17 protein-coding genes are annotated in these 20041 nt (G+C 72.9%); 5 read left to right on the top strand and 12 right to left on the bottom strand.

Going from position 1 to position 20041, the window contains the following annotated elements:
* Nucleotides 1-87 precede the first annotated feature (87 nt).
* Genes BMY61_RS17830 through BMY61_RS17820 form a run of 3 tightly spaced genes read right to left on the bottom strand, consistent with a single transcriptional unit; the run spans nucleotide 88 to nucleotide 3305 of the window.
* Nucleotides 88-930, bottom strand: a complete 843-nt coding sequence (locus BMY61_RS17830) for a phosphatase (protein WP_042452274.1) — start codon at nucleotides 928-930, stop codon at nucleotides 88-90.
* 9 nt (nucleotides 931-939) lie between these two features.
* The gene (locus BMY61_RS17825; RefSeq protein ID WP_042452072.1) at nucleotides 940-2100 is read right to left on the bottom strand and encodes an acetoin utilization protein AcuC; all 1161 of its coding nucleotides are present in this window, start codon (nucleotides 2098-2100) and stop codon (nucleotides 940-942) included.
* Nucleotides 2097-3305, bottom strand: a complete 1209-nt coding sequence (locus tag BMY61_RS17820) for an MFS transporter (protein WP_042452074.1) — start codon at nucleotides 3303-3305, stop codon at nucleotides 2097-2099. The genes BMY61_RS17825 and BMY61_RS17820 overlap by 4 nt, the downstream gene beginning before the upstream one ends.
* A 189-nt stretch (nucleotides 3306-3494) precedes the next feature.
* Between BMY61_RS17820 and BMY61_RS45035 the strand changes: the two genes are divergently transcribed.
* The gene (locus tag BMY61_RS45035) at nucleotides 3495-4970 is read left to right on the top strand and encodes a M23 family metallopeptidase (RefSeq protein WP_052438992.1); all 1476 of its coding nucleotides are present in this window, start codon (nucleotides 3495-3497) and stop codon (nucleotides 4968-4970) included.
* Nucleotides 4971-4998: 28 nt separating this feature from the next.
* Here BMY61_RS45035 and BMY61_RS17810 read toward each other — a convergent pair whose 3' ends face one another.
* The 3 genes from BMY61_RS17810 to BMY61_RS17800 are packed head-to-tail and all read right to left on the bottom strand — an operon-like array spanning nucleotide 4999 to nucleotide 7451.
* Nucleotides 4999-5640, bottom strand: a complete 642-nt coding sequence (locus BMY61_RS17810; protein ID WP_042452280.1) for an HAD family hydrolase — start codon at nucleotides 5638-5640, stop codon at nucleotides 4999-5001.
* Between the two features lie 13 nt (nucleotides 5641-5653).
* Nucleotides 5654-6463 (bottom strand): pyrroline-5-carboxylate reductase, encoded by an 810-nt coding sequence (proC, locus tag BMY61_RS17805; RefSeq protein ID WP_042452077.1) that lies wholly within the window; start codon nucleotides 6461-6463, stop codon nucleotides 5654-5656.
* A gap of 58 nt (nucleotides 6464-6521) precedes the next feature.
* Nucleotides 6522-7451 carry a proline dehydrogenase family protein gene (locus BMY61_RS17800; RefSeq protein WP_425314694.1) on the bottom strand — a complete coding sequence of 310 codons (930 nt, stop codon included), beginning with the start codon at nucleotides 7449-7451 and terminating at the stop codon, nucleotides 6522-6524.
* 136 nt (nucleotides 7452-7587) lie between these two features.
* Here BMY61_RS17800 and BMY61_RS17795 point away from each other — a divergent pair, with 136 nt between their 5' ends.
* From BMY61_RS17795 to BMY61_RS17785, 3 genes are all read left to right on the top strand, one after another.
* Nucleotides 7588-8043 carry a hypothetical protein gene (locus BMY61_RS17795; protein WP_042452079.1) on the top strand — a complete coding sequence of 152 codons (456 nt, stop codon included), beginning with the start codon at nucleotides 7588-7590 and terminating at the stop codon, nucleotides 8041-8043.
* Nucleotides 8044-8170: 127 nt separating this feature from the next.
* Nucleotides 8171-9262 carry an SCO2583/SCO2584 N-terminal domain-containing protein gene (locus BMY61_RS17790; RefSeq protein WP_042452080.1) on the top strand — a complete coding sequence of 364 codons (1092 nt, stop codon included), beginning with the start codon at nucleotides 8171-8173 and terminating at the stop codon, nucleotides 9260-9262.
* Between the two features lie 56 nt (nucleotides 9263-9318).
* Nucleotides 9319-10389, top strand: a complete 1071-nt coding sequence (locus BMY61_RS17785; RefSeq protein WP_042452084.1) for an SCO2583/SCO2584 N-terminal domain-containing protein — start codon at nucleotides 9319-9321, stop codon at nucleotides 10387-10389.
* Between the two features lies 1 nt (nucleotide 10390).
* Here the strand turns inward: BMY61_RS17785 and BMY61_RS17780 are convergent, their stop codons facing one another.
* The 6 genes from BMY61_RS17780 to BMY61_RS17755 form a co-directional block, all read right to left on the bottom strand.
* Nucleotides 10391-10912 carry a hypothetical protein gene (locus BMY61_RS17780; RefSeq protein ID WP_042452087.1) on the bottom strand — a complete coding sequence of 174 codons (522 nt, stop codon included), beginning with the start codon at nucleotides 10910-10912 and terminating at the stop codon, nucleotides 10391-10393.
* A gap of 35 nt (nucleotides 10913-10947) precedes the next feature.
* Nucleotides 10948-12798, bottom strand: coding sequence for a dihydroxy-acid dehydratase (gene ilvD, locus BMY61_RS17775; protein WP_042452088.1), 1851 nt, complete (start codon nucleotides 12796-12798; stop codon nucleotides 10948-10950).
* Nucleotides 12799-12838: 40 nt separating this feature from the next.
* On the bottom strand, nucleotides 12839-13684 hold the full coding sequence (locus tag BMY61_RS17770) for a sugar phosphate isomerase/epimerase family protein (RefSeq protein ID WP_425314693.1): 846 nt from the start codon (nucleotides 13682-13684) through the stop codon (nucleotides 12839-12841).
* Between the two features lie 159 nt (nucleotides 13685-13843).
* Nucleotides 13844-14773: a Ppx/GppA family phosphatase gene (locus BMY61_RS17765; RefSeq protein WP_042452090.1), complete on the bottom strand. Its 930-nt coding sequence runs from the start codon at nucleotides 14771-14773 to the stop codon at nucleotides 13844-13846.
* A gap of 59 nt (nucleotides 14774-14832) precedes the next feature.
* Nucleotides 14833-15327 carry a COG4315 family predicted lipoprotein gene (locus BMY61_RS17760; RefSeq protein WP_042452091.1) on the bottom strand — a complete coding sequence of 165 codons (495 nt, stop codon included), beginning with the start codon at nucleotides 15325-15327 and terminating at the stop codon, nucleotides 14833-14835.
* A gap of 20 nt (nucleotides 15328-15347) precedes the next feature.
* Nucleotides 15348-18977, bottom strand: a complete 3630-nt coding sequence (locus tag BMY61_RS17755) for an Ig-like domain-containing protein (protein WP_052438994.1) — start codon at nucleotides 18975-18977, stop codon at nucleotides 15348-15350.
* A 267-nt stretch (nucleotides 18978-19244) separates the two neighbouring features.
* Here BMY61_RS17755 and BMY61_RS17750 point away from each other — a divergent pair, with 267 nt between their 5' ends.
* On the top strand, nucleotides 19245-20030 hold the full coding sequence (locus tag BMY61_RS17750) for a DUF3109 family protein (protein WP_042452290.1): 786 nt from the start codon (nucleotides 19245-19247) through the stop codon (nucleotides 20028-20030).
* Nucleotides 20031-20041: the final 11 nt, after the last annotated feature.

Below are 20041 nucleotides of genomic sequence, written 5' to 3'. Positions count from 1 at the left end.
TCCCCTCCGGTGACTTAAGCCAGCACACGCGTATCCCCAGAGTAGTTGCGGGTGGTACGGGTGGGAAGGGGGAGAAGCACCCCGGGATTACTGAGACAGACCAGCCAGTTGCAGTACGTAGGCAGTCGGCAGTCTGTAGCAGTCCGGACGCAGTCCGTCGTCGATCGGCACGGACACCGCGACCTGCCCCTCCTCCTCCGCGACGAAGACGGCCGGGTCGTTGCTGTCGGCGAAGCCGGCCGCGGGCACGCCGAGACGACCGGCCCCACAGATCCATCCGTGGTCGCCGATGACCAGGTCAGGCGGGGTTTCGCCGCTCTCGGCCAGGGCGGCGAGGGCGATCCGGACGGGCTGCGGGGAGTGCGTGTGCGTGGGTTCGCCGGTGGAACGGCGGGCTTCGTTCTGGTTGTTTGACGCGGGCCCTTCATACACCACGAGCACGCCGACGTGCCTGCGGTAGTCAAGGCCACGACGGCGCGGACCCTCCGGCGTGTGCATCGTGAAGCGCGCCCCACGCGCGGGCGTACGCATGGCGCACCCGGCCGCGCGCAGTGCACGCCCGAAGGCGTCGTACATCCGCAGCAGGCGGGACGGGTGGCCCGTGCCGAGCAGGACGCCGCCCTTGGCTGCCGCGGTCTCGCCCAGGACCTCGGCGAGGCGTTCCAGCGCGTCGGCGGTGAGCTCGGGGTCGATGGTGTCCTGCCCCTGCCGGTGGTACCGGTCCGGACTCACGCCGCAGCGGCGGGCCATCAGGGCCAGCAGCTCGGCCTCGGTCCAGGCCCCGAGGGGATCCAGGCCGAACAGCACATCCGGGTCCCGCCGCGCGAACCGGGCGTAGTTGCGCAGGTTCCACTCGCGGGAGGTGGCGACGTCACCGGCGAGGCGGGTGGTCAGGAGATGGGAGATCAGTCGGTCTCTGCTCAGGGCCATGCCCATAGGTCACAGCAACAGGCCGTGGTGCGGGAAGACCGCCTTACGGGTGGCGAGGATCGCCTGGTCGACGCGGTCCGCCGGGTCGTAGCCGGCGTCGAAGTCCTTCCAGGTCGCGGCGAAGCCGTCCGTCATCCGCTGTGGGGCGGTGGCGCGGGTCAGCGCCCGGACCTCCGCGCGCCAGGACTCCGGCGTCTCGGTCTCCGGCGCGATCGGCTGCCCGGCCGAGAGGGCGACCAGGTGGGTCCAGGAGCGGGGCACCACGTCCACCACCGCGTAGCCGCCTCCGCCGAGGGCGAGCCAGCGGTCGTCCGCGTGCTCCGCCGCCAGCTCGCGGATCGAGGCCATGACGGCGCGTTGCGCGTCGAGACTGATGGCGAGGTGCGCGAGCGGGTCCTCGATGTGGGTGTCGGCGCCGTGCTGGGAGACGATCACCTGGGGGCGGAACTCCGCCACCAGCTGCGGGACGATCGCATGGAAGGCCCGCAGCCAGCCCGCGTCGCCCGTCCCGGCGGGGAGCGCGACGTTGACCGCGTAGCCGGCCGCGCCGCCGGTCTCCTCGGGCCAGCCGGTCTGCGGGAAGAGCGTGCGCGGGTGCTCGTGGAGCGAGATGGTGAGGACGCGGGGGTCGTTCCAGAAGACCTTCTCGACGCCGTCGCCGTGGTGGACGTCGACGTCGACGTAGACGACGCGCTCGGCGCCGAGCTCGAGCAGGCGGGCGATGGCGAGGGCGGCGTCGTTGTAGACGCAGAACCCGGAGGCCTGGCCGGGCATCGCGTGGTGGAGGCCGCCGGCGAAGTTGACCGCGTGCCCGCCCTCGGCCCAGACGGCCTCGGCGCCGGCCACGGACTGGCCGGCGATCAGCGCGGAGGCGGCGTGGATGGCCGCGAACGCGGGGTTGTCCTCGGTGCCGAGGCCCCGGGCCGGGTTGGGGATGCCCGTCGCGGCGACCGCCTCGACCGCCGCGATGTAGCCGGGCTCGTGCACCAGGCCCAGCGTCGACTCCCCGGCGGCCGGCGCCGCCAGCACCCGCACCCCGGGGCGGGCGTCGAGACCGAACGCCCGGACCAGGTCCATGGTGAGCCGGAGCCGGACCGGGTCCATCGGATGGCCCGGCCCGAAGTCGTACGTCGTGAGGGCGTCGTCCCAGAACAGCCGCGTGACGGTCATACCGCCACGGTATCGGCCGCCGGCTGCTGCACCGCGCTCGGCCCGAACGCCTTGCTGACGGCGAAGACGGCGAGGATCAGGACCATCGGCACCAGCATGGCGATCCGGTAGCCCATGGCCCCGGCCAGCCCGCCGACCAGCGGGGCGCCGACGAGGAAGCCGACGTAGTTGAAGATGTTGAGGCGGGCCACCGCGGCGTCGGAGTCCTTCGGGAACAGGCGGCCGCCGGCGGCGAAGACCTGTGGGACGATCACGGAGATGCCGAGGCCGACGACGGCGAACGCGGCCACCGCGATCCAGGCGCCGGGCGAGACGGCGACCAGCAGGAAGCCGAGCGCGCAGACCGCGGCGCCGAGACGGACGGTGCGGACGCTGCCCCAGCTCTGCACGCGGGAGTCGCCGAGCAGGCGGCCGACGAGCATGACGACCATGTACGCGTTGTACGGGACGGTGGTCATCTGGTCGGAGCTGTGCAGGCCTTCCTGCAGGTACTTCGCGGCCCAGTTGGAGACGGTGGCGTCGCCGATGTAGGCGACGCACATGGCGAGGCAGAGCGGCAGCAGCGGCTTCCACGGGATGGAGCGGTTGGCGGCCTCGGTGGCCTCCTCGACGGCCCGGCCGAGCTCCTCCGGGCCCGCGTACCAACGGCCTGCCACCAGCACGGAGAGCGCCACGACGACGCCGACGCTGCCGAACATGGTGAGCAGGCTCAGCTTGAAGTGGACCTGGGTCCAGGCCAGCGAGGCGCCGATGATGCCGCCGAGGCTGAACGCGGCGTAGAACGCCTGCATGATGCTGCGCTCGCGCCCGTAGCGGTGCTGCAGGGCGACCGCGGACATGGCCTGGCTGGCGTCCAGACCGCCGACGGCGAGGCCGAAGGCGGCGAGCGCGACGGCCGCCTCCCACATCTGGTCGCCGAGACCGACCCCGAGCAGGGTGAGGCAGACCAGCGGCTGGACGACCCGCAGCACGGCACGCGGCGAGGTCTTCTTGACCACGTGCTCCATGGAGATGGAGCCGACACCCGCCAGGATCGGCACGGCCGCCAGGAAGATCGGCAGCATGCCGTCGCTGATCTTGTACTGCGTCTGGATGCCCGGAATGCGGGTCACCAGCAGCGCGAAGACCGCGCCCTGGGCGACATAGCTGAACAGCAGGGCGCTGCGCGCTTGCCGCAGTCTGGGGGTGATCTCGCTGGGCGTCATGGTTTCCTACCGGCCGGTATCCGAACAGGTTGGCGCGAGCGTACGGACTCACGGGCGGCAGCGGAACCCCCGTCCGAGGATTGCTCACCTTTTGGAACCGATCCGAAGGCCACTCGAAAGGCAACCCGTGCCGAACCACGTCGTTCCGGGGCAGAACGGTCCGGAAACCCTACGGTTGGGTGCATGGGTATGGCTACGCGTCTCCGTCTCCGTTCGCCCGGCCGCGCCCAGGGGGCGGCGGACCCGGTCGCGCAGGCACTGCTGGCGCTGTTCGGCGCGGCGGAGGTGGCCCCGACGCTGATCAGCGAGCGGCTGCTGGAACGCGTGCCGGTGCACCGGCTGCAGGAGTCGGTGGACGTGCTGCGCGAGCGCCACGGCGAGCTCCGTCAGGTGCGGCGGCAGAAGGACCTGCACCTGCTGGTCTTCGCGGCCGGCGCGGAGCTGGTCTGGGCCCGCCTGGACGAGGCCGGCCGCCTGGCCTCCTTCGTCACCGGCCCCGGCGCGCTGACGGCCCGCTCTGCCGCGCGGACGACCGTCCCCGTGCCGCGCAGCGAGGCCCCGACGCTCGACCTGGCGCCGAAGCCCCAGCCGAAGCCCCAGCCGGAACCCCGGCCGCAGCCCGTGCCGGTCGCCCCGCCGGTGGCCCCGCCGGTCGCCGTGCCGGTCGCTGCGCCCGTCTCCGTGCCGACGGCCGTCGTCGCGCCCGCCGTCGCCTCCGGACCGAAGCCGGCCGCGGTGGTGCGGCTCCAGCGCCTCGTGCTCGCCTACGCGGCGGCGACGGCGGCGGAGCTGACGTTCCCTTGGCTGACCGGCAGCGCCACGGGCTGGCTGCTGATCCTGGCCCAGACGCCCGCCTTCGCCTGGTACGTGCTGCGGACCGCGCCGACGTGGGCGCTGCCGCCGTGGTTCCGTTCGCTGCCGGTGGCCCCGGCCGTCGTCGCGGTGCTGGCCTTCGGCCACGTGCTGGGCTCCGGCCTCGGCTGGGGCCTGCCGGGCCTGCCCGAACTGGGCCTGTTCGTCGGCGTGGCGGGCCTGGCGGCGTGGACCTGGCAGCGGTCCCGTCCGGTCCCCGGCGCGCCGACCGCGCACCCGCTCCAGCTGCGCTCGCCGCTGCGCGGCGGCACCTTCGTCTGCAGCGAGGCCGGCGGCCCCGCGGTCAACCGGCACGCCGACGCCTCCCTCTCCCCCGGCGGCGACCGCAGCGCCCGCTACGCGGTCGACCTGGTCCAGCTCGGTGAGGGCCCCCAGTGGCGCGGCCGCCGCGCGCTCGGGCTGGCCCCGGCGACGAACGAGCGCTACGCCGTCTTCGGCCACCCCGTCGTCAGTCCGGTCGACGGCGTGATCCTGGCCGCGGTGGACGGCCTGCCCGACCACCCCCCGCTCGCCGCCTCGGCGAACCACCCGGACGGCAACCACGTCCGTATCGGCACCGACCGCGGCGTCGTCGTCCTCAGCGGCCTGCGCGAGGACTCCGTCCTGGTCCGACGCGGCCAGCACGTCGCGGTCGGCACCCCGATCGGCTCGGTGGGCAACAGCGCGGCCGGGCCGGAACCGTCCCTGCGGCTGCGCGCGGAGAGCAGCGTCGGGCTCGGGCTCCCCTTCCGCCTCACCGAGACCCGGGGCGACCTGCACCGAGGCAGGCGCGTCACCGTCGCGGACCTTTAGGGGCGCCTCGCGCCCCTGCCGGTTGCCGCTACAGCAGGGCCCGGATCCGGCCCAGGTCGTCGATGATCCCCGTCGCCCCCGCCAGCCGCTCGCGCGGCGTCAGCGCGGCGTAGCCGTAGACGTCCATGCCCGCCGCCCGCGCGGCGGCGACGCCCAAGGGGCTGTCCTCGATGACGACGCAGCGCTCGGGCGCCACGCCCATCTTCGCCGCCGCGTGCAGGAACAGGTCGGGCGCGGGCTTGCCGCGGCCCACGTCCTGGGCGCTGAAGAGCTGGTCGTCGCGGAAGAACGGGCTGAGCCCGGTCACCTCGTGGGCGGTGCGGATCCACTCGTGGTGCGCGGAGGAGGCGACGCAGTAGGGCAAACGTTCCTGCACGAAGGCCAGCAGCTCCGCCGCACCGGCGACGGGCGTCAACTGCTCGCGGAACGAGGCGAAGACCAGGCCGTGGAAGTCCTCGTCGAAGGTCGACGGCAGCCGCGCGCCGTCGTACCGCTCGGCGATGACGTCGTGGACGGTGTGGGCCGCCGCGCCCATGAAGTCCCGGTAGGAGTCCTCGATGGTGGTCGGGTAACCGAGCTCGGTCAGGTAGTCGGCCAGCAGGCGGTTGGACAGCGGCTCGCTGTCGACGAGCACGCCGTCGTTGTCGAAGATCACCAGGTCGTATCGCAGCACCCGGTCCACCCTACTTGCCGCCGGAGGCCAGCTCCTGGGAGCGGTTGCGCGCCGCCTCCAGCGCGCTCAGCAGGGCCGCGCGGACGCCGTGGTTCTCCAGCTCGCGGATCGCGGAGATCGTCGTGCCGGCCGGGGAGGTGACCGCCTCGCGGAGCTTGACCGGGTGCTCGCCGGAGTCGCGCAGCATCACCGAGGCGCCGACGGCGGCCTGGACGATGAGGTCGTGGGCGACCGCGCGCGGCAGGCCGAGCAGGATGCCGGCGTCGGTCATCGCCTCGACGAGGTAGAAGAAGTAGGCGGGGCCCGAGCCGGAGAGCGCGGTGGCCGCGTCCTGCTGGGACTCCGGGACCCGCAGCGTCTTGCCGACCTGGCGGAAGATCTCCTCGGTGCGGAGCAGGTGCTCCTCGGTGGCGTGGGAGCCGGCCGAGATGACGCTCATGGCCTCGTCGACGAGGACGGGCGTGTTGGTCATGACGCGGACCACGGGCGTGCCGGGCGCGAGGCGCTCCTCGAACCAGGAGGTGGGGACGCCGGCCGCGCCGGAGATCACCAGGCGGTCGGCCGGGATCGCGGGCGCGAGCTCGTCCAGCAGCGTGCCCATGTCCTGCGGCTTCACGGTGAGGATCAACGTGTCGGCGGCCTTGGCCGCCTCCTCGTTGGTCACGGCCTCGACGCCGTGGCGCTCGCGCAGCTCCTGCGCCCGCTCGGGGCGGCGGGCGGTGACCAGCACGTCGGCCGGGGACTTGCCCGCGCGCAGCAGGCCGGAGACCAGGGCCTCGCCGATCTTTCCGGTACCGAGGACGGCGACTCGTTGCGTCATGGGGCCAGTGTCGCACCGGGCGCGCGCCGGGCGCGGGAGCGTCCGAAACGCGGGCAGGTCAGTGACCGACGAGCGCGCGGGCGAAGAAGCCCAGGTTGGCGGGGCGTTCGGCGAGGCGGCGCATGAAGTAGGCGTACCAGTCGGTGCCGTAGGGAACGTAGACGCGCACCGTCTCGCCCGCGTCCGCCAGGCGGCGCTGCTCGTCGGCGCGGACGCCGTAGAGCATCTGGAACTCGTAGCTGTCCTGCGGGCGCCCGGCGCGGACCGCGAGGACGCCGGCGATCTCGATCAGGCGCGGGTCGTGGGTGGCGACCATCGGATAGCCCTGACCCTCCATCAGCAGCCGCAGGCAGCGCACGTAGCAGCGGTCGACCTCGGCGCGGTCGCGGAAGGCGACGTCGTCCGGCTCCGCGTAGGCGCCCTTGACCAGGCGGACCCGGGAGCCGCTGCCGAGCAGTTCCCGGCAGTCGGACTCGGTGCGGCGCAGGTAGGCCTGGAGCACGACCCCGAGGGTGGGGTGGTCGGCGCGCAGTTCGGCGACGGCGGCGAGGGTGGCCTCGGTGGCGGCGTGGTCCTCCATGTCGACGGTGACACTGGTGCCGGCCGCGTCGGCGGCGGCGCAGACGGCGCGCAGGTGGGTGCGGGCCAGGGCTGGGCCGTCGGCGCCGAGGCCGGAGCCGAGCGCGGACAGCTTGACCGAGACCTCCGCGCGCCCGGCGAGGCCGGCCCGTTCCAGCGCTCCGAGGAGTCCGAGGTACTCGTCGGCGACGGTCGTGGCCGCAGCCTCGTCGAGGGTGTCCTCGCCGAGGTGGTCCAGGGTGACCGCGAGGCCGCGGGCGACCAGGCTGTCGGTGGTCACCACCGCGTCGGCCCTGGTCTCGCCCGCCACGAAGCGGGCCACCACGGCCCGCCCTCCGGGCGCGGCCAGCACCGCCCGTCGGGCCTGCGGACTGTCGGCGGCGGCGAGCAGGAGGCGACGGGTCAGCATGGCGTCAGCTTAGGCGGCGACCGCGTGGAAGGGGCTGATCCTCCGCGCGGACGAGGCCCGGCCATGGGGTGGACTAGGGGCAAACTCAGGGACGTCCCCTATGGCTTCTGCCGCCGGTCAGGAGCACCGTGGAAGCATGAGTCGTAGTGAGATCAGCCCGCGCGAATCCGGCACGCTGGCCGTGGCCTCGGCCTCACGTGGGCCGTGGCGTACAGCGGGTGTCGTCGGTCTGGTGGGTGCCGGGGCAGCCGTCGGCATCGACCTGATCACCCTGCACTGGTCGCTGGGCATCCTGGCGGGCCCGGCCAGTATCGGCCTCTTCCTCTTCTTCCTGGTCGGCGGCGCCGGCGCGGCCGCCCAGCGGAAGGGCGGGGACCACCGCGTGCGCCGCTGGGCGCAGGAGCACCCGTGGCAGGCGGCGGGCGCGCCCGCGGCCGCGCTGGCGGTGACGAACACGCTGACGCAGTACTTCCTGAGCTCCAGTGGCCTGTTCGCGAGCATTTGGACGGGCCTGTGGCACGCCGCCCTGCTGTACGCGGTGGTCGGCGTGGTCAGCAGCGTCGCGGGCGCCCGCAAGCGCGCGGGGAGCTGAACCGACGGGACCGGCCGGCGGGACATTAGGGGCGACCGGCACAGAAGGGCGCACGACGCGCTCGCTCTTGCCGAATTCCTAACCGATCCCTCCGGGGCAGAGGTTTCGCACTGGCCATACTGGCGCGGTGCCGAAGATCGACGACCAGCCCGAAGACCCGTTCGAGAACCTTGTGCTCGACGAGGACTTCGTCAGCTCCGCCGAGCACAAGGAGGCGTCCGCCCGCTCCCGCATGCTTGCCTCGCGGTGGAAGAAGCAGCCACCGCAGGACACCGCCTGGCGGGCTCCGGTCGTCCCGATCAAGCGCCGCCGCAAGGTGCGGTGGCAGGCGCCACTGTTCGTGCTGCTCGCGGCGGGCCTGATCGCGGTCGGGCTGAACGCCGCCAAGGTGCACGACTGGCTCTACGACAAGGCGCCGGGCACGGCGGCGGCGCAGCCGAGCGTCGCTCCCCCGCTCACCGCCAGCCCGACGGCGGCGCCGCCCACTCCCTACGCGGACCAGACCCCGGACCTGCGGCACCCCTTCGTCGGCTCGCCGGCCGACAAATGGCCCTCCGGCGCGGCCGGCATCGCCCTGCCGGCGGCGAAGCCGGTCGGCATCTTCTCGACGAGCACGGTGGCCAAGGACGAGCAGCTGGTCAAGGACTACCTGGTGGCCGCGTTCCTGGACCCGAAGACGCTGGCCGGCGGCTACCCGCAGCCCGCCCTGGATCTGGTCGCCAACCCCTCGTGGGCGCACAAGCTCGTCGACCACCCCGCTCCCGGCGCGGACGGGATCATGATCGTGAGCCGCTTCGACCCGAAGGCCGCCGTCCCGCTCGACGACGTGCGCGTCCAGGGCACGGTCTCGCTCTCCGGTGACGGCGACAACGGCCTCCGCGTCCGCACCGACTTCGCCTTCGTCTACGCCTCGCACCCGGTCGGCGGGACCGAGGTGGAGCGGACGATCGCCCGCAGGATCCTGACCTTCCGCTTCTACGACCCGTACCGCTTCCAGACCGGGCCGTCCGGCACGGTCTGGATCGAGAACATCGACGGGTTCACCGGTGACCAGCTCTGCGGGTTCACCCAGGGATACCTGATCCCGTACTTCCAGACCGCGGACCCCTCCAGCACCGCGGCGGCCGGCCCCGCCCCGAGCGGCAGCCCGATCGACCCGTACGACATGTCGAAGCTGCCCGACGGCAGATCCAAGTGCAGCCAGGACAGCCGGTCCTGAGCTGAGCCGCGCACGCTGCTTCACCTCTTGGACCGTCGCGCCCATACTGCGGCGCCATGGGGGACATCACGGGTGACGGAGCGGCGGATCCTGACCCGCTCGACGGGCTGGAGCTGAACGAGGAGTTCGTGCGCGGAGCCGCGCAGAAGGAGGCGTCGGCGCGGGCGCGGATGCTCGGTGCGCAGTGGCGGGACGCACCGCCCGTCGATCCGGGCGGGCGCCGCTGGAGCCTGCCGGAGCAGCAGGCACCGCGGCAGCAGAAGCGGTGGCGGGTACCGAGGCTGGTCGCGGTGCTGCTCGCCTCCGCCCTGGCCATCGGCGCCCTGGCCCTCTCCGGGCTGCTGGGCCGGCTTCCCCGGCACGCGCCGACAGCCGGTGGCACCGCACCCTCCGCGTCCGGCGCGGACGTGCCGTCGCTCGCCGCACCCTTCGCCGGCAGCCCGGCCGCCTCGTGGTCCGACAACGCGGACGGCATCGTGCTGCCACCCGCGAAGCCCGTCGGGAACCTCTCCGCGGCAACGGTCGGCCAGGACCTGGCCGAGGCACGGCTCTACCTCGTCGTCGCCTACCTCAATCCGCAGATCCTCGGCGGCGGCTCGGCCCAGCCGGTGCTGGACATGCTGGCATCCGAGCCGCGCCGACTGCTGGCCGGGGCGCTCGTCCGTCCGAGCCGCTACGACGACCCCGTCATGTGGCTGAGCCGCTTCAACCCGGCGAAGGTGCGCCCGGTGGGTCAGGTGGTGAAGGTCCGCGGCACCCTCACCGCGTCCCCGGACGGGACCGGCGGCATGACGGTGCACGCCGACGTCGACTTCGTCTACGCGGCCCGGCAGGCGCCGAACGGCTCCGCCGTGGTCCGGGTGGTCGCCCGCCGGGTGCTGGACTTCGTCTTCCACGGCCCGGCGCACTCAGTGGTCGACACCGCGCACCTCTACGTGAGCCCGACGAACGGGTACACCGCGAACGACAGCTGCGCCCTGATCGACGGCTACCTCAACCCGGCTTTCCCGACCACCCCGGGGGACGGGCTCGGCTCGGGGCCCGCCGTCGATCCCTACGACACGGCCCAGCCCCTGCCCTCACCGGGGCAGTCGGCGGGCCGGTGCCAGAACGTCCGGCAGCCGTGAGTCAGCGCCTGCGCCGGGCTTTCGCGCCCGCCTTCGCGCCCGCCTTCGGTGCGGCCTTGCGGCGGGCGGCCGCGGCCACGGCCAGCTCGTAGCGGGTGCGCGCGACGCCCTCGCCCGGGGCCTCGACGAGGCTGCGCAGGAAGTACGCCACCAGCGAGCCGACGAAGCCGACGAAGCCGACGATCAGCATCACGCTGATCGACTTGTCGTCGGCCATCCAACCGGAGAGCGACTCCTTGCCCTGGGTCAGCACGTTCCAGGTGCGCAGCGCGCCGACGCAGCTGCAGACCGCGATGGCCAGGATCAGCACGATCTCGATGAACGAGCCGGTCTTGGCGATGATGACGCCCTGTACGGCCAGGCGCATGAGGAAACCCCCCGCCACGGCCGCGACCAGGGCGCCGACACTCACAGCGACACGGCGCAGCCAGTAGTCGGGGCCCCGGTCCACCCAGGTCGTGCCGAACCAGCGGAGGGACGGCGCCTCGACGGACGAAGTGGCGGAGGGGTTTCCTTCGGACATTCTTCGATTATGCGGGGAGAGCGGGTGCGAACCCGTCAGCCCAGCTTGGTGACGTCGCGCACGGCGCCCTTGTCGGCGCTGGTGGCCATCGCCGCGTAGGCGCGCAGCGCGGCCGAGACCTTGCGCTCGCGGTTCTTCGGCGCGTAGACACCGCCCAGCTCGGTGCGGCGGGCGGCCAGCTCCTCCTCGGGGACCAGCAGCTCGACGCCCCGGTTCGGGATGTCGATCCGGATCCGGTCGCCGTCGCGGGCCAGCGCGATGATGCCACCGGAGGCCGCCTCGGGCGAGACGTGGCCGATGGACAGGCCGCTGGTGCCGCCGGAGAAGCGCCCGTCGGTGATCAGCGCGCAGGCCTTGCCCAGACCCCGGCCCTTGAGGAAGGAGGTCGGGTAGAGCATCTCCTGCATGCCGGGGCCGCCCTTGGGGCCCTCGTAGCGGATGACGACGACGTCGCCCTCCTTGACCTGCTTGTTCAGGATCTTCTCGACGGCCTCGTCCTGCGACTCGCAGACCACGGCCGGGCCCTCGAAGGTCCAGATGGACTCGTCGACGCCGGCCGTCTTGACCACGCAGCCGTCGGCCGCGAGGTTGCCGTGCAGGACGGCGAGGCCGCCGTCCTGGCTGTAGGCGTGCTCGACGGAGCGGATGCAGCCGCCCGCCGCGTCGGTGTCCAGGGTCTCCCAGCGCTCGGACTGGGAGAAGGCGGTGGCGGAGCGCTGCCCACCGGGGGCGGCGTGCCACAGCTCGACGGCCGCGTCGGACGGGGAGCCCGCGCGCACGTCCCAGGTCTTCAGCCACTCCTCGATCGAGGCGGAGTGGACGGTGTGGACGTCCTCGTTGAGCAGACCGCCGCGGTACAGCTCGCCCAGGATGGCGGGGATGCCACCGGCGCGGTGCACGTCCTCCATGTAGTAGGTCGTGGTCGGCGCGACGTTCGGGGCGACCTTGGCCAGGCACGGCACGTGGCGGGAGAGCCGGTCGATGTCGTGGACGGTGAAGTCCACCTCGGCCTCCTGCGCGGCGGCCAGCAGGTGCAGGATCGTGTTGGTGGAGCCGCCCATCGCGATGTCCAGCGCCATCGCGTTCTCGAACGCGGCCTTGGTCGCGATCGAGCGCGGCAGCACGGACGCGTCGTCCTGCTCGTAGTAGCGCTGCGTCAGCTCCACGACCGTGCGGCCGGCGTCCTCGTACAGGGCGCGGCGGGCGGTGTGGGTGGCCAGCACGGAGCCGTTGCCCGGCAGCGACAGGCCGATGGCCTCGGTCAGGCAGTTCATCGAGTTGGCGGTGAACATGCCCGAACACGAGCCGCAGGTCGGGCAGGCGTTCTCCTCGATGCGGCGGATGTCCTCGTCGGAGACGTTCTCGTTGACCGCGTCCGCGATGGCGTTGATCAGGTCCAGCTTGCGGACGGTGCCGTCGACGAGCACGGCCCGGCCGGCCTCCATCGGGCCGCCGGAGACGAAGACGGTCGGGATGTTGAGCCGCAGCGCGGCCATCAGCATGCCCGGGGTGATCTTGTCGCAGTTGGAGATGCAGATCAGCGCGTCCGCGCAGTGCGCCTCGACCATGTACTCGACGCTGTCCGCGATCAGGTCGCGCGAGGGCAGCGAGTAGAGCATGCCGCCGTGGCCCATCGCGATGCCGTCGTCGACGGCGATGGTGTTGAACTCGCGCGGCACGGCGCCGGCGGCCTTGATGGCCTCGGAGACGATCCGGCCGACCGGGGCCAGGTGGGTGTGGCCGGGCACGAACTCGGTGAAGGAGTTCGCCACCGCGATGATCGGCTTGCCGATGTCCTCGCTTGCTACACCGGAGGCGCGCATGAGAGCGCGCGCGCCCGCCATGTTGCGACCGTGGGTGACCGTGCGGGACCTCAGCTGCGGCACGTGGACCAACTCCTTCTCTCGTGCGATCGAGCCTACGCCCTCATGCCCGCCCATCGGACACGCTGTCCGGCATGCGAGCGGCCGTCGCCAGGTTGAGCCGGGTGAACGCGAGCGCCTCCGCGAGGTCGGCCTCCCGTTCGACGGGCCCGGGCGAACGCCGGGTGTTGACCTCCAGCACCACGTGCCCGGCGAAGCCGGTGCGCGCCAGCCGCTCCAGCAGCTCCGCGCAGGGCTGCGTCCCGCGCCCCGGGATCAGGTGCTCGTCCTTGGCGGAGCCGGAGCCGTCCGCGAGGTGCACGTGCCCCAGGCGGTCCCCCATCCGATCCAGCATGGCGAGGGCGTCGGCCCGGGAGGTGGCGACGTGGGAGAGGTCGATGGTGAAGTGGCGGTAGTCCTCCGCGGTCGGATCCCAGTCCGGTGCGTAGGCGGCGACCTCGCGGTCGCGGTAGCGCCAGGGGTACATGTTCTCCACGGCGAAGCGGACGTCCGTCTCGTTCGCCATCTGCCAGATGCCGCGCACGAACTCCCGCGCGTACTGGCGCTGCCACCGGAACGGCGGGTGCACGACGACGGTGCTCGCGCCGAGCTTCTCGGCGGCGGTGCGGGCCCGCTCCAGCTTCTGCCACGGATCGGTGCCCCACACGCGCTGGGTGATCAGCAGGCAGGGCGCGTGCACCGCCAGGATCGGCACCTGGTGGTAGTCGGAGAGCCGCCGCAGTGCCTCGATGTCCTGGCTGACCGGGTCGGTCCACACCATGACCTCGACCCCGTCGTACCCGAGCCGCCCTGCGATCTCGAACGCGGCGGCGGTGTTCTCCGGGTAGACGGAGGCCGTGGACAGCGCGACCTTCGCCCTCGGCACGACAATGCACGACTCTTTCGCCACGGATACAGCTTAGGGACCCTTGTGCACGGTCCTCAGGTGGCGACCACCTCAGGGGCGCGAGGAACCGCGCGACCGACCACTGATGAGCAGATGGACCTCACCGCGCAGCGCCATTCGCTCGTCAGTGGTTTCTCGCGCAGTTCCTCGCGCCCCTGCGGGTCACCCGGAGAGCTTGTCCAGTCGGCGGAGGATGATCCCCTCGCGCAGGGCCCAGGGGCAGATGTCCAGCTCGTCCACGCGGTACAGGTCCATCGCCGCCTCGGCGACCAGCGCGCCGGCCAGGAGCTGGCGAGCCCGGCCGGCGGAGACCCCGGGCAGCAGAACCCGCTGGTCCGCGGACATCGCAGCCAGACGCGGGACCCAGTCCTCCAGCGCGCTGCGCGGCAGCTTGCGCGGGACGAGGGGGCCGTCGGACTCGCGGGCGGCGCCCGTGATCCGGGCGAGCTGCTTGAAGGTCTTGGAGGTGCCGACCACGTGGTCGGGCGGGCCGAGCCGGGAGACCTCGGCGACCGTGCGGGCGATCTCCGCCCGGACGTGGCGGCGCAGCTCCCGGACGCGGTCCGCTGCCGGCGGGTCGCCCGGGAGCCACGCCGCCGTCAACCGGCCCGCGCCGAGCGGGAGGGAGACCGCGGTGTCGGGCTCCTCGTCGAGGCCGCAGGCGATCTCCAGGGAGCCGCCGCCGATGTCCAGCAGCAGCAGTCGGCCGCTGGACCAGCCGTACCAGCGCCGGGCCGCCAGGAAGGTCAGCCGGGCCTCGTCGCCGCCGGACAGCACGCGCAGTTCGACGCCGGTCTCGTCCTGGACGCGCTTGAGCACGCCCTCGCCGTTCGCGGCCTCGCGCACCGCGCTGGTGGCGAAGGGAAGGACCTCCTCGACGCCCTTGTCCTCGGCGATGCGCAGGGAGGAGGAGACCATCTCGACCAACTGGCGGACGCCGTCCTCGCGGATGGACCCGTCGGCTTCGAGCAGCTCGGCCAGGCGCAGTTCGATCTTGTGGGAGTACGCGGGCAGCGGTGCCGCACCCGGGTGCGCGTCCACCACGAGGAAGTGGACGGTGTTGGATCCCACGTCGAGAACGCCTAGTCGCATAAGGGTCCACGCTACGCGATGCCGCGCGCCCTGGTCAGACGCGCGGCAGCACGAGTGGTTCAGCCGCTCCCGGACGGGCCGGGCAGGCGTACGGGCGCCGGGACGGCGTGCCAGGAGGCGGTCAGCCCGCCGGTGAGGCCGGGTTGGTCGCCGCTGAAGGTGTAGACGGCGACACCGTCGACCGTCACCTGGTCCCCGAAGCCGTCGGGGCGGACGACCGATCCGAGCGTGCCGAGGACGCCGGGCGGCATCCGCAGCGTGGCCCCGGGCTGCACCAGGAGCGGGTGATACAGCTTCAGGCAGGCGACGGTGCAGGCGAACCTGCCCGCGGCCGGGTTGTCGCCGTCGTCGTGGTAGAGCACGAGGAAGTTCGGGTCGGTGAAGACCCGGCCCTGGTTGTCGGTGTCGATGACCCCGACGGTGTAGGGCCCGCTCGGCGCGGCCGCAGGCGCTGCGGCGCGCGGTGCGTCGGGGGTGTCGCAGGCTGCGGCGCCCACGAGCAGTGGGACGATCGCTGCGGCCACCAGCGGTGCCGCGGCGGTGGTTCTGCGCATGATGACGGCCTCCAGGCCCCTCAGTATCCGATCGTAACGCCGCTGACGGCGTGGCTGTCGGTCAGCGAGCCGGTCCCTGCGGTGAAGCCGACCAGGACGTTGGGCGGCACCGGCACGGAGGCGCTGATCACCTGCTTGCCGGCCACGGACACGAGCACCTTGCCGCCGGAGACGGTGACGGTGACCGCGACCGGCCCGCCGCGCAGGTTCGGGATCGCGCTGGAGGTCGAGGACCAGACCAGGTTGCCGTTGCTGGCGGAGACGGTGACCGCGACGAAGTTGCCGGACGGGTTGTTGGCGTTCTTGTGCGTGTCCAGCGCCACCGCGACCCCGGGCAGGCCGAGCCAGCCGAGGCCCGCGCCGCCGGTGCCGAGGGCCTTCGCGGTGCTCTTGCTCGAGTCGAGCATCGCGAAGGTCATGCCGTCCGCGCCGGAGCCGCCGCCGATGGTGGCGGTGAAGCTCGCCGAGAGCGCGCCGGAGGGGACGGCGGTGGACTGGAAGGCCGAGCCGGTCTGGCCGGCCTTGGCCGGGGTGAGCACCAGGGTGGTCCCGCTCATGGTCGCACTGCCGTTGGTGACCCAGCCGTTGGGGCCGGGCGGCGGGACGGCGTAGGAGCGGGCGGTGATGGTGGCGCCGCGGACGGTGTGGATGTCGTTGAGCCCGCCGGTGCCGCCGGTGAAGGCCAGGTACGCCGTGGGCGGCAGCGAGGCCACGGAGGTGGACAGCGCCTGCTTGCCGTCGACGGTGACGACCACCGTGTGCCCGGTGACCGCGACGGTGACGGCGTGCGGACCGCTGCGCAGCGCCGGGACGGCCGTGCTGGTGGCCGCCCAGGTCAACCCCTTGGCGGTGGTGGAGAGACCGGTGGTGATGCCGACGAAGTTGTTGCTCGGGTTGGTCGCCGTCCTGTAGGTGTCCAGCGCGACGGCGACGCCGGGCAGCGGTGCGAAGCCGAGGCCGTAGCCGGACTGCCCGAGCGACTTCGGGGTGACCTTGGCCGGGTCGAGGAAGGCGAGGGCGAGACCGTCCGCGCCGGAGCCGCCGCCGATGACGGAGGTGAAGCTCGCCTTCAGGCCGTCGGTCAGCACCGGCACCGGGAAGACCGCGGAGCCCGCCTGGTTGTTCTGGGCCTGCGTCAGGTCCAGGTCGGTGCCGCTGATCTGGGCCGTGCCGTTGAGCTGCCAGCCGCCCGCGGTGGGGTCCGGGACGGTGATGCCGCTGCCGGGCGCGGTGCCGGTGCCGGTCACCGTCTCGTTCTGGGGGCCCTGCCCGTCGTTGCCGGTGATCTGGTAGACACCGCTGAAGCTGCCGGTGGCCGTGGGCGAGAAGGTGACGCCCTGGTGGACGACCTCGCCGGGGGCCAGCACCTGACCCTCGCTGATGGGGTTGCTGACCTGGAAGGGCGCGGCCGGCGGTGCGGCCTTGGTGACGGTCAGCGGGATGTTGCCGGTGTTGGCGATGTCGAAGGTCAGTGTCCTGGAGGTGCCGACCGCGACGCTGCCGAAGGCGGTGGTGGTCGGCGTGATGGACAGGTGCGGGGCGCCGGTGACGGCGCTGCCGGTGAGCGAGACGGTCGCGGTGCCGTCGGGTCCGGTCACCGACAGCGAGCCGGTGTCGGCGCTGGAGGCGACGGTCGGCGCGTAGGTGACGTTGATGCTCACGGACTGCTGCGGCTGGACCGTGGTGCCGTTCGCGGCGGCCAGATCGGGCGCGGAGAAGGGGCTGCCGGGCGCGCTGACGGCGGTGACCGTCTCCGGCGAGGTGCCGGTGTTGGTGAAGCTGACGCCCAGGGTCTGGCTGGAGCCGGTGGGCACCTGGCCGAAGTCGAGAGCGGGCGGGAAGGCGGTGAAGCCCGGGTGGGTGCCGTAGCCGGTGAGCCCGAACGAGAAGGTGCCGAAGTCGGTCGTGAAGGTCACCTGGCCGCTGGTCGGTCCGGCGGCGGTCGGCGAGAAGGCGATCGGGACGGTGAAGGTCCCGCCGCCCGCGACGGACTTGGGCAGCGTGCCGGGGGTGGCCGTGAACGGGCCGCCCGCCGTGGTGGTCACCGCAGTGATCTTGACCGGGCGGCTGGCCTTGACGGTCAGGCTGAGCGTCTTGGTCGAACCGACCGGCACCTGGCCGAAGTCGGTGGCGGGGCCCTGGAGCGCGGCGCCGGCCGGGAAGCCGAAGGCCATCAGGCGCCCGTCGCGGGTCCCGACGTAGACGCGGCCGCCGCTGGTCGCGGGGACGGCGAACTTGGAGGCGTGGCCGATCGGCGCGGAGAACAGCAGGCGCATCGAGCCGCCGCTCGGGATCGCGTCGTAGGCGCGCAGCTCGGCGTTGGCGCCGGTCGGGCCGCCGGCGTACTCGGCCCAGACGGTGGCGCTGCCGGTCTTGGTGCCGTCGGAGGTGATCACCGGGGAGCCGGAGGTGTAACCGAAGGTCGCGGCGCTGGCCCCGGCGGAGCGCAGCTCCGGGTTGCCCTGCGCGTTCAGTCCGAAGGCGAGGGCGCGCAGCGGGCCGTTGGAGCCGATCTCGTAGACGTAGCCACCACCGCCGCCGTAGGCGGCCGGGTGGCCCCAGACGCCCTGGAACGGACCGGTGATCCCGAGCACGGCGTCGCCGCCGCCGCTGCCCTGCTTGCGGCCGCCCAGGTTGTCGCGGTCCAGCAGGAAGACCCGGCCGTCCTTGCCGACCTCGACCAGCAGGTGCGGGTGCGCGGTGCTCGCGCCGAACGGGGTGGCGGGCAGCGCGAGCGGGCCGCCGGAGCCGAGGTCGGTGTCGTTCTGGTCCAGGGTGGGCGCGTTGGCCGGACTGAAGAAGTCCTGGGCGTGCATCGAGCCGTCGCTGTTGAGGCCCAGCCGGACCACGGACTCCGAGAGCTGCCCCGGCGGGTTGGTGCCGGTGTGCGCGGGCGGGGTCACGCCGTTGCCGGTGGACAGGAAGATGCGGCCCGGTCCGTCGGAGACCAGGCCGCCGCCGGCGCCCCAGACGCCGGACATGCCGTTGGAGGCGGAGTTCTCGGTCGTCCACAGCTTCACGCCGCGGGTGCCGGTGTCGACGCTCACCACGAAGCCGCGGTAGGGGTTGATGTCGCAGTGCGAGCCGTAGCCGATGTAGATCTTGCCGCCGAGCAGCAGCAGGCCCGCACGCTGGTTCTCGTGGAAGGCGTCGAAGGGCCGGGTCGGGTCGTTGCCGGGCGCACCCTGGATCCTCACCGGCCAGCCGGAGCGCTCCGCGCCCGTGGCGGGGTTCAGCGCGTGCAGGAAGTAGGCCGGGTGCGCGCTGTCCGGGCTGTCCACCTTGTCGCTGACGTAGACCGCGTTGGTCGCCGGGTCGTAGACGGGCGTGCTGGTCACGCCGAAGTTGGGCACGAGGTCGCCGCAGCCGATCGCGCTCGCCGGCCAGGGCGTGCCCAGCGACTTGCTCCAGTGCACGGCCCCGGTGGCCGCGTCGATGCCGTAGACCTCGGCGTTCTCGGTGGCGGTGACCACGGTGCCGCCGACGACCAGCGGCTGCGCGTAGACCTGCCCGTTCACGGCCGTCGAGAACTGCAGGCCGAACTGCGAGCTGCTCACCTGGGCGGGAGTGAGGCCCGGCTCGTTCGGGTCCCACCCGGTGCGCATCGTGTCCTGGGAGACGGTGAACTCGTCGGCGTGTGCCGCGCCCACGGCGGGACCGGCGACTCCGCTTCCGAATAGCAGACAGGCCGTCAGAATTGAAGCCAGATAAGCTGATCTACACGCTTTCACCATGAACGGCAGGATGCGCCCGACATCTCCCTGAGCCCAGACGACAGCACCGGCGGACGGGAGCGATTCATCCACCCGGCCGAGCGCCCATGCGCCGCCCGAGTGTCCCCCCACGCTCCCCCCTGCGCCTCGGCATACGCTGTACGGGTGGCAGCAGTGGACGTGACGATCAGCAGCACCGCCGAGGTGAAGGCGGCCGAGAAGGCCGCGAAGAAGGCGGCCAAGGCCGCGCGCAAGCGCGAGGTCCCCCTCGACTTCCCGCGCGCCTGGGTCGAGTTCGCCGACCCGGACGACGCCGAGCAGGTCTTCAGGTGCGACCTGACCTGGCTCACCTCCCGTTGGACCTGCGTCTTCGGCCGCGGCTGCCACGGCATCCGCCCCGGGCGGGCGAGCGACGGCTGCTGCACCCTCGGCGCGCACTGGTCGGACGACGACGACCAGAAGCGCGTCCTCGGCCACGCGGCCCGGCTCACCCCCGAGACCTGGCAGTTCCACAAGCAGGGCACCGGCCCCAAGGGCATCAGCGAACCCGACGAGGACGGCGAGCAGCGCACCCGCCGCGTCGACGGCGCGTGCATCTTCCTCAACCGCCCCGGCTTCGCCGGCGGCGAGGGCTGCGCGCTGCACACGCTGGCGCTGGCGGAGGGGCTCGAACCGCTGGAGACCAAGCCGGACGTCTGCTGGCAGCTGCCGATCCGCCGTGGCTACGACTGGATCGACCGCCCCGACGAGACCCGGTACCTCCAGGTCACCATCGGCGAGTACGACCGCCGCGGCTGGGGTCCCGGCGGTCACGACCTGCAGTGGTGGTGCACGGGCAGCCCGGACGCGCACGTCGGGGCGGACCCCGTGTACGTGAGCTACCGGGCGGAACTCGTCGAGCTGATGGGCCCGGCCGGGTACGCGGCCCTGGTCGAGCACTGCGTTCGCCACATGGCGAGCCCTGTGGCTCCCCATCCGGCTGACCTCTAGTTGCACTCACC

This window comes from Streptacidiphilus jiangxiensis (assembly GCF_900109465.1).
In the GTDB taxonomy this organism is placed as follows: domain Bacteria; phylum Actinomycetota; class Actinomycetes; order Streptomycetales; family Streptomycetaceae; genus Streptacidiphilus; species Streptacidiphilus jiangxiensis.
Note: the sequence above shows the minus strand (reverse complement) of the source record. Positions and strands in the feature narration are given on the sequence as shown.

What these genes read in the sequence shown, in the direction of transcription:
- BMY61_RS17760 (WP_042452091.1), bottom strand. Translation starts at nt 15,327, where the DNA reads ATGCGCAGAACCACCGCCGCGGCACCGCTGGTGGCCGCAGCGATCGTC.
- BMY61_RS17825 (WP_042452072.1), bottom strand. Translation starts at nt 2,100, where the DNA reads ATGACCGTCACGCGGCTGTTCTGGGACGACGCCCTCACGACGTACGAC.
- BMY61_RS17800 (WP_425314694.1), bottom strand. Translation starts at nt 7,451, where the DNA reads ATGCTGACCCGTCGCCTCCTGCTCGCCGCCGCCGACAGTCCGCAGGCC.
- BMY61_RS17795 (WP_042452079.1), top strand. Translation starts at nt 7,588, where the DNA reads ATGAGTCGTAGTGAGATCAGCCCGCGCGAATCCGGCACGCTGGCCGTG.
- BMY61_RS17830 (WP_042452274.1), bottom strand. Translation starts at nt 930, where the DNA reads ATGGCCCTGAGCAGAGACCGACTGATCTCCCATCTCCTGACCACCCGC.
- BMY61_RS17765 (WP_042452090.1), bottom strand. Translation starts at nt 14,773, where the DNA reads ATGCGACTAGGCGTTCTCGACGTGGGATCCAACACCGTCCACTTCCTC.
- proC (WP_042452077.1), bottom strand. Translation starts at nt 6,463, where the DNA reads ATGACGCAACGAGTCGCCGTCCTCGGTACCGGAAAGATCGGCGAGGCC.
- BMY61_RS45035 (WP_052438992.1), top strand. Translation starts at nt 3,495, where the DNA reads ATGGCTACGCGTCTCCGTCTCCGTTCGCCCGGCCGCGCCCAGGGGGCG.
- BMY61_RS17820 (WP_042452074.1), bottom strand. Translation starts at nt 3,305, where the DNA reads ATGACGCCCAGCGAGATCACCCCCAGACTGCGGCAAGCGCGCAGCGCC.
- BMY61_RS17780 (WP_042452087.1), bottom strand. Translation starts at nt 10,912, where the DNA reads ATGTCCGAAGGAAACCCCTCCGCCACTTCGTCCGTCGAGGCGCCGTCC.
- BMY61_RS17785 (WP_042452084.1), top strand. Translation starts at nt 9,319, where the DNA reads ATGGGGGACATCACGGGTGACGGAGCGGCGGATCCTGACCCGCTCGAC.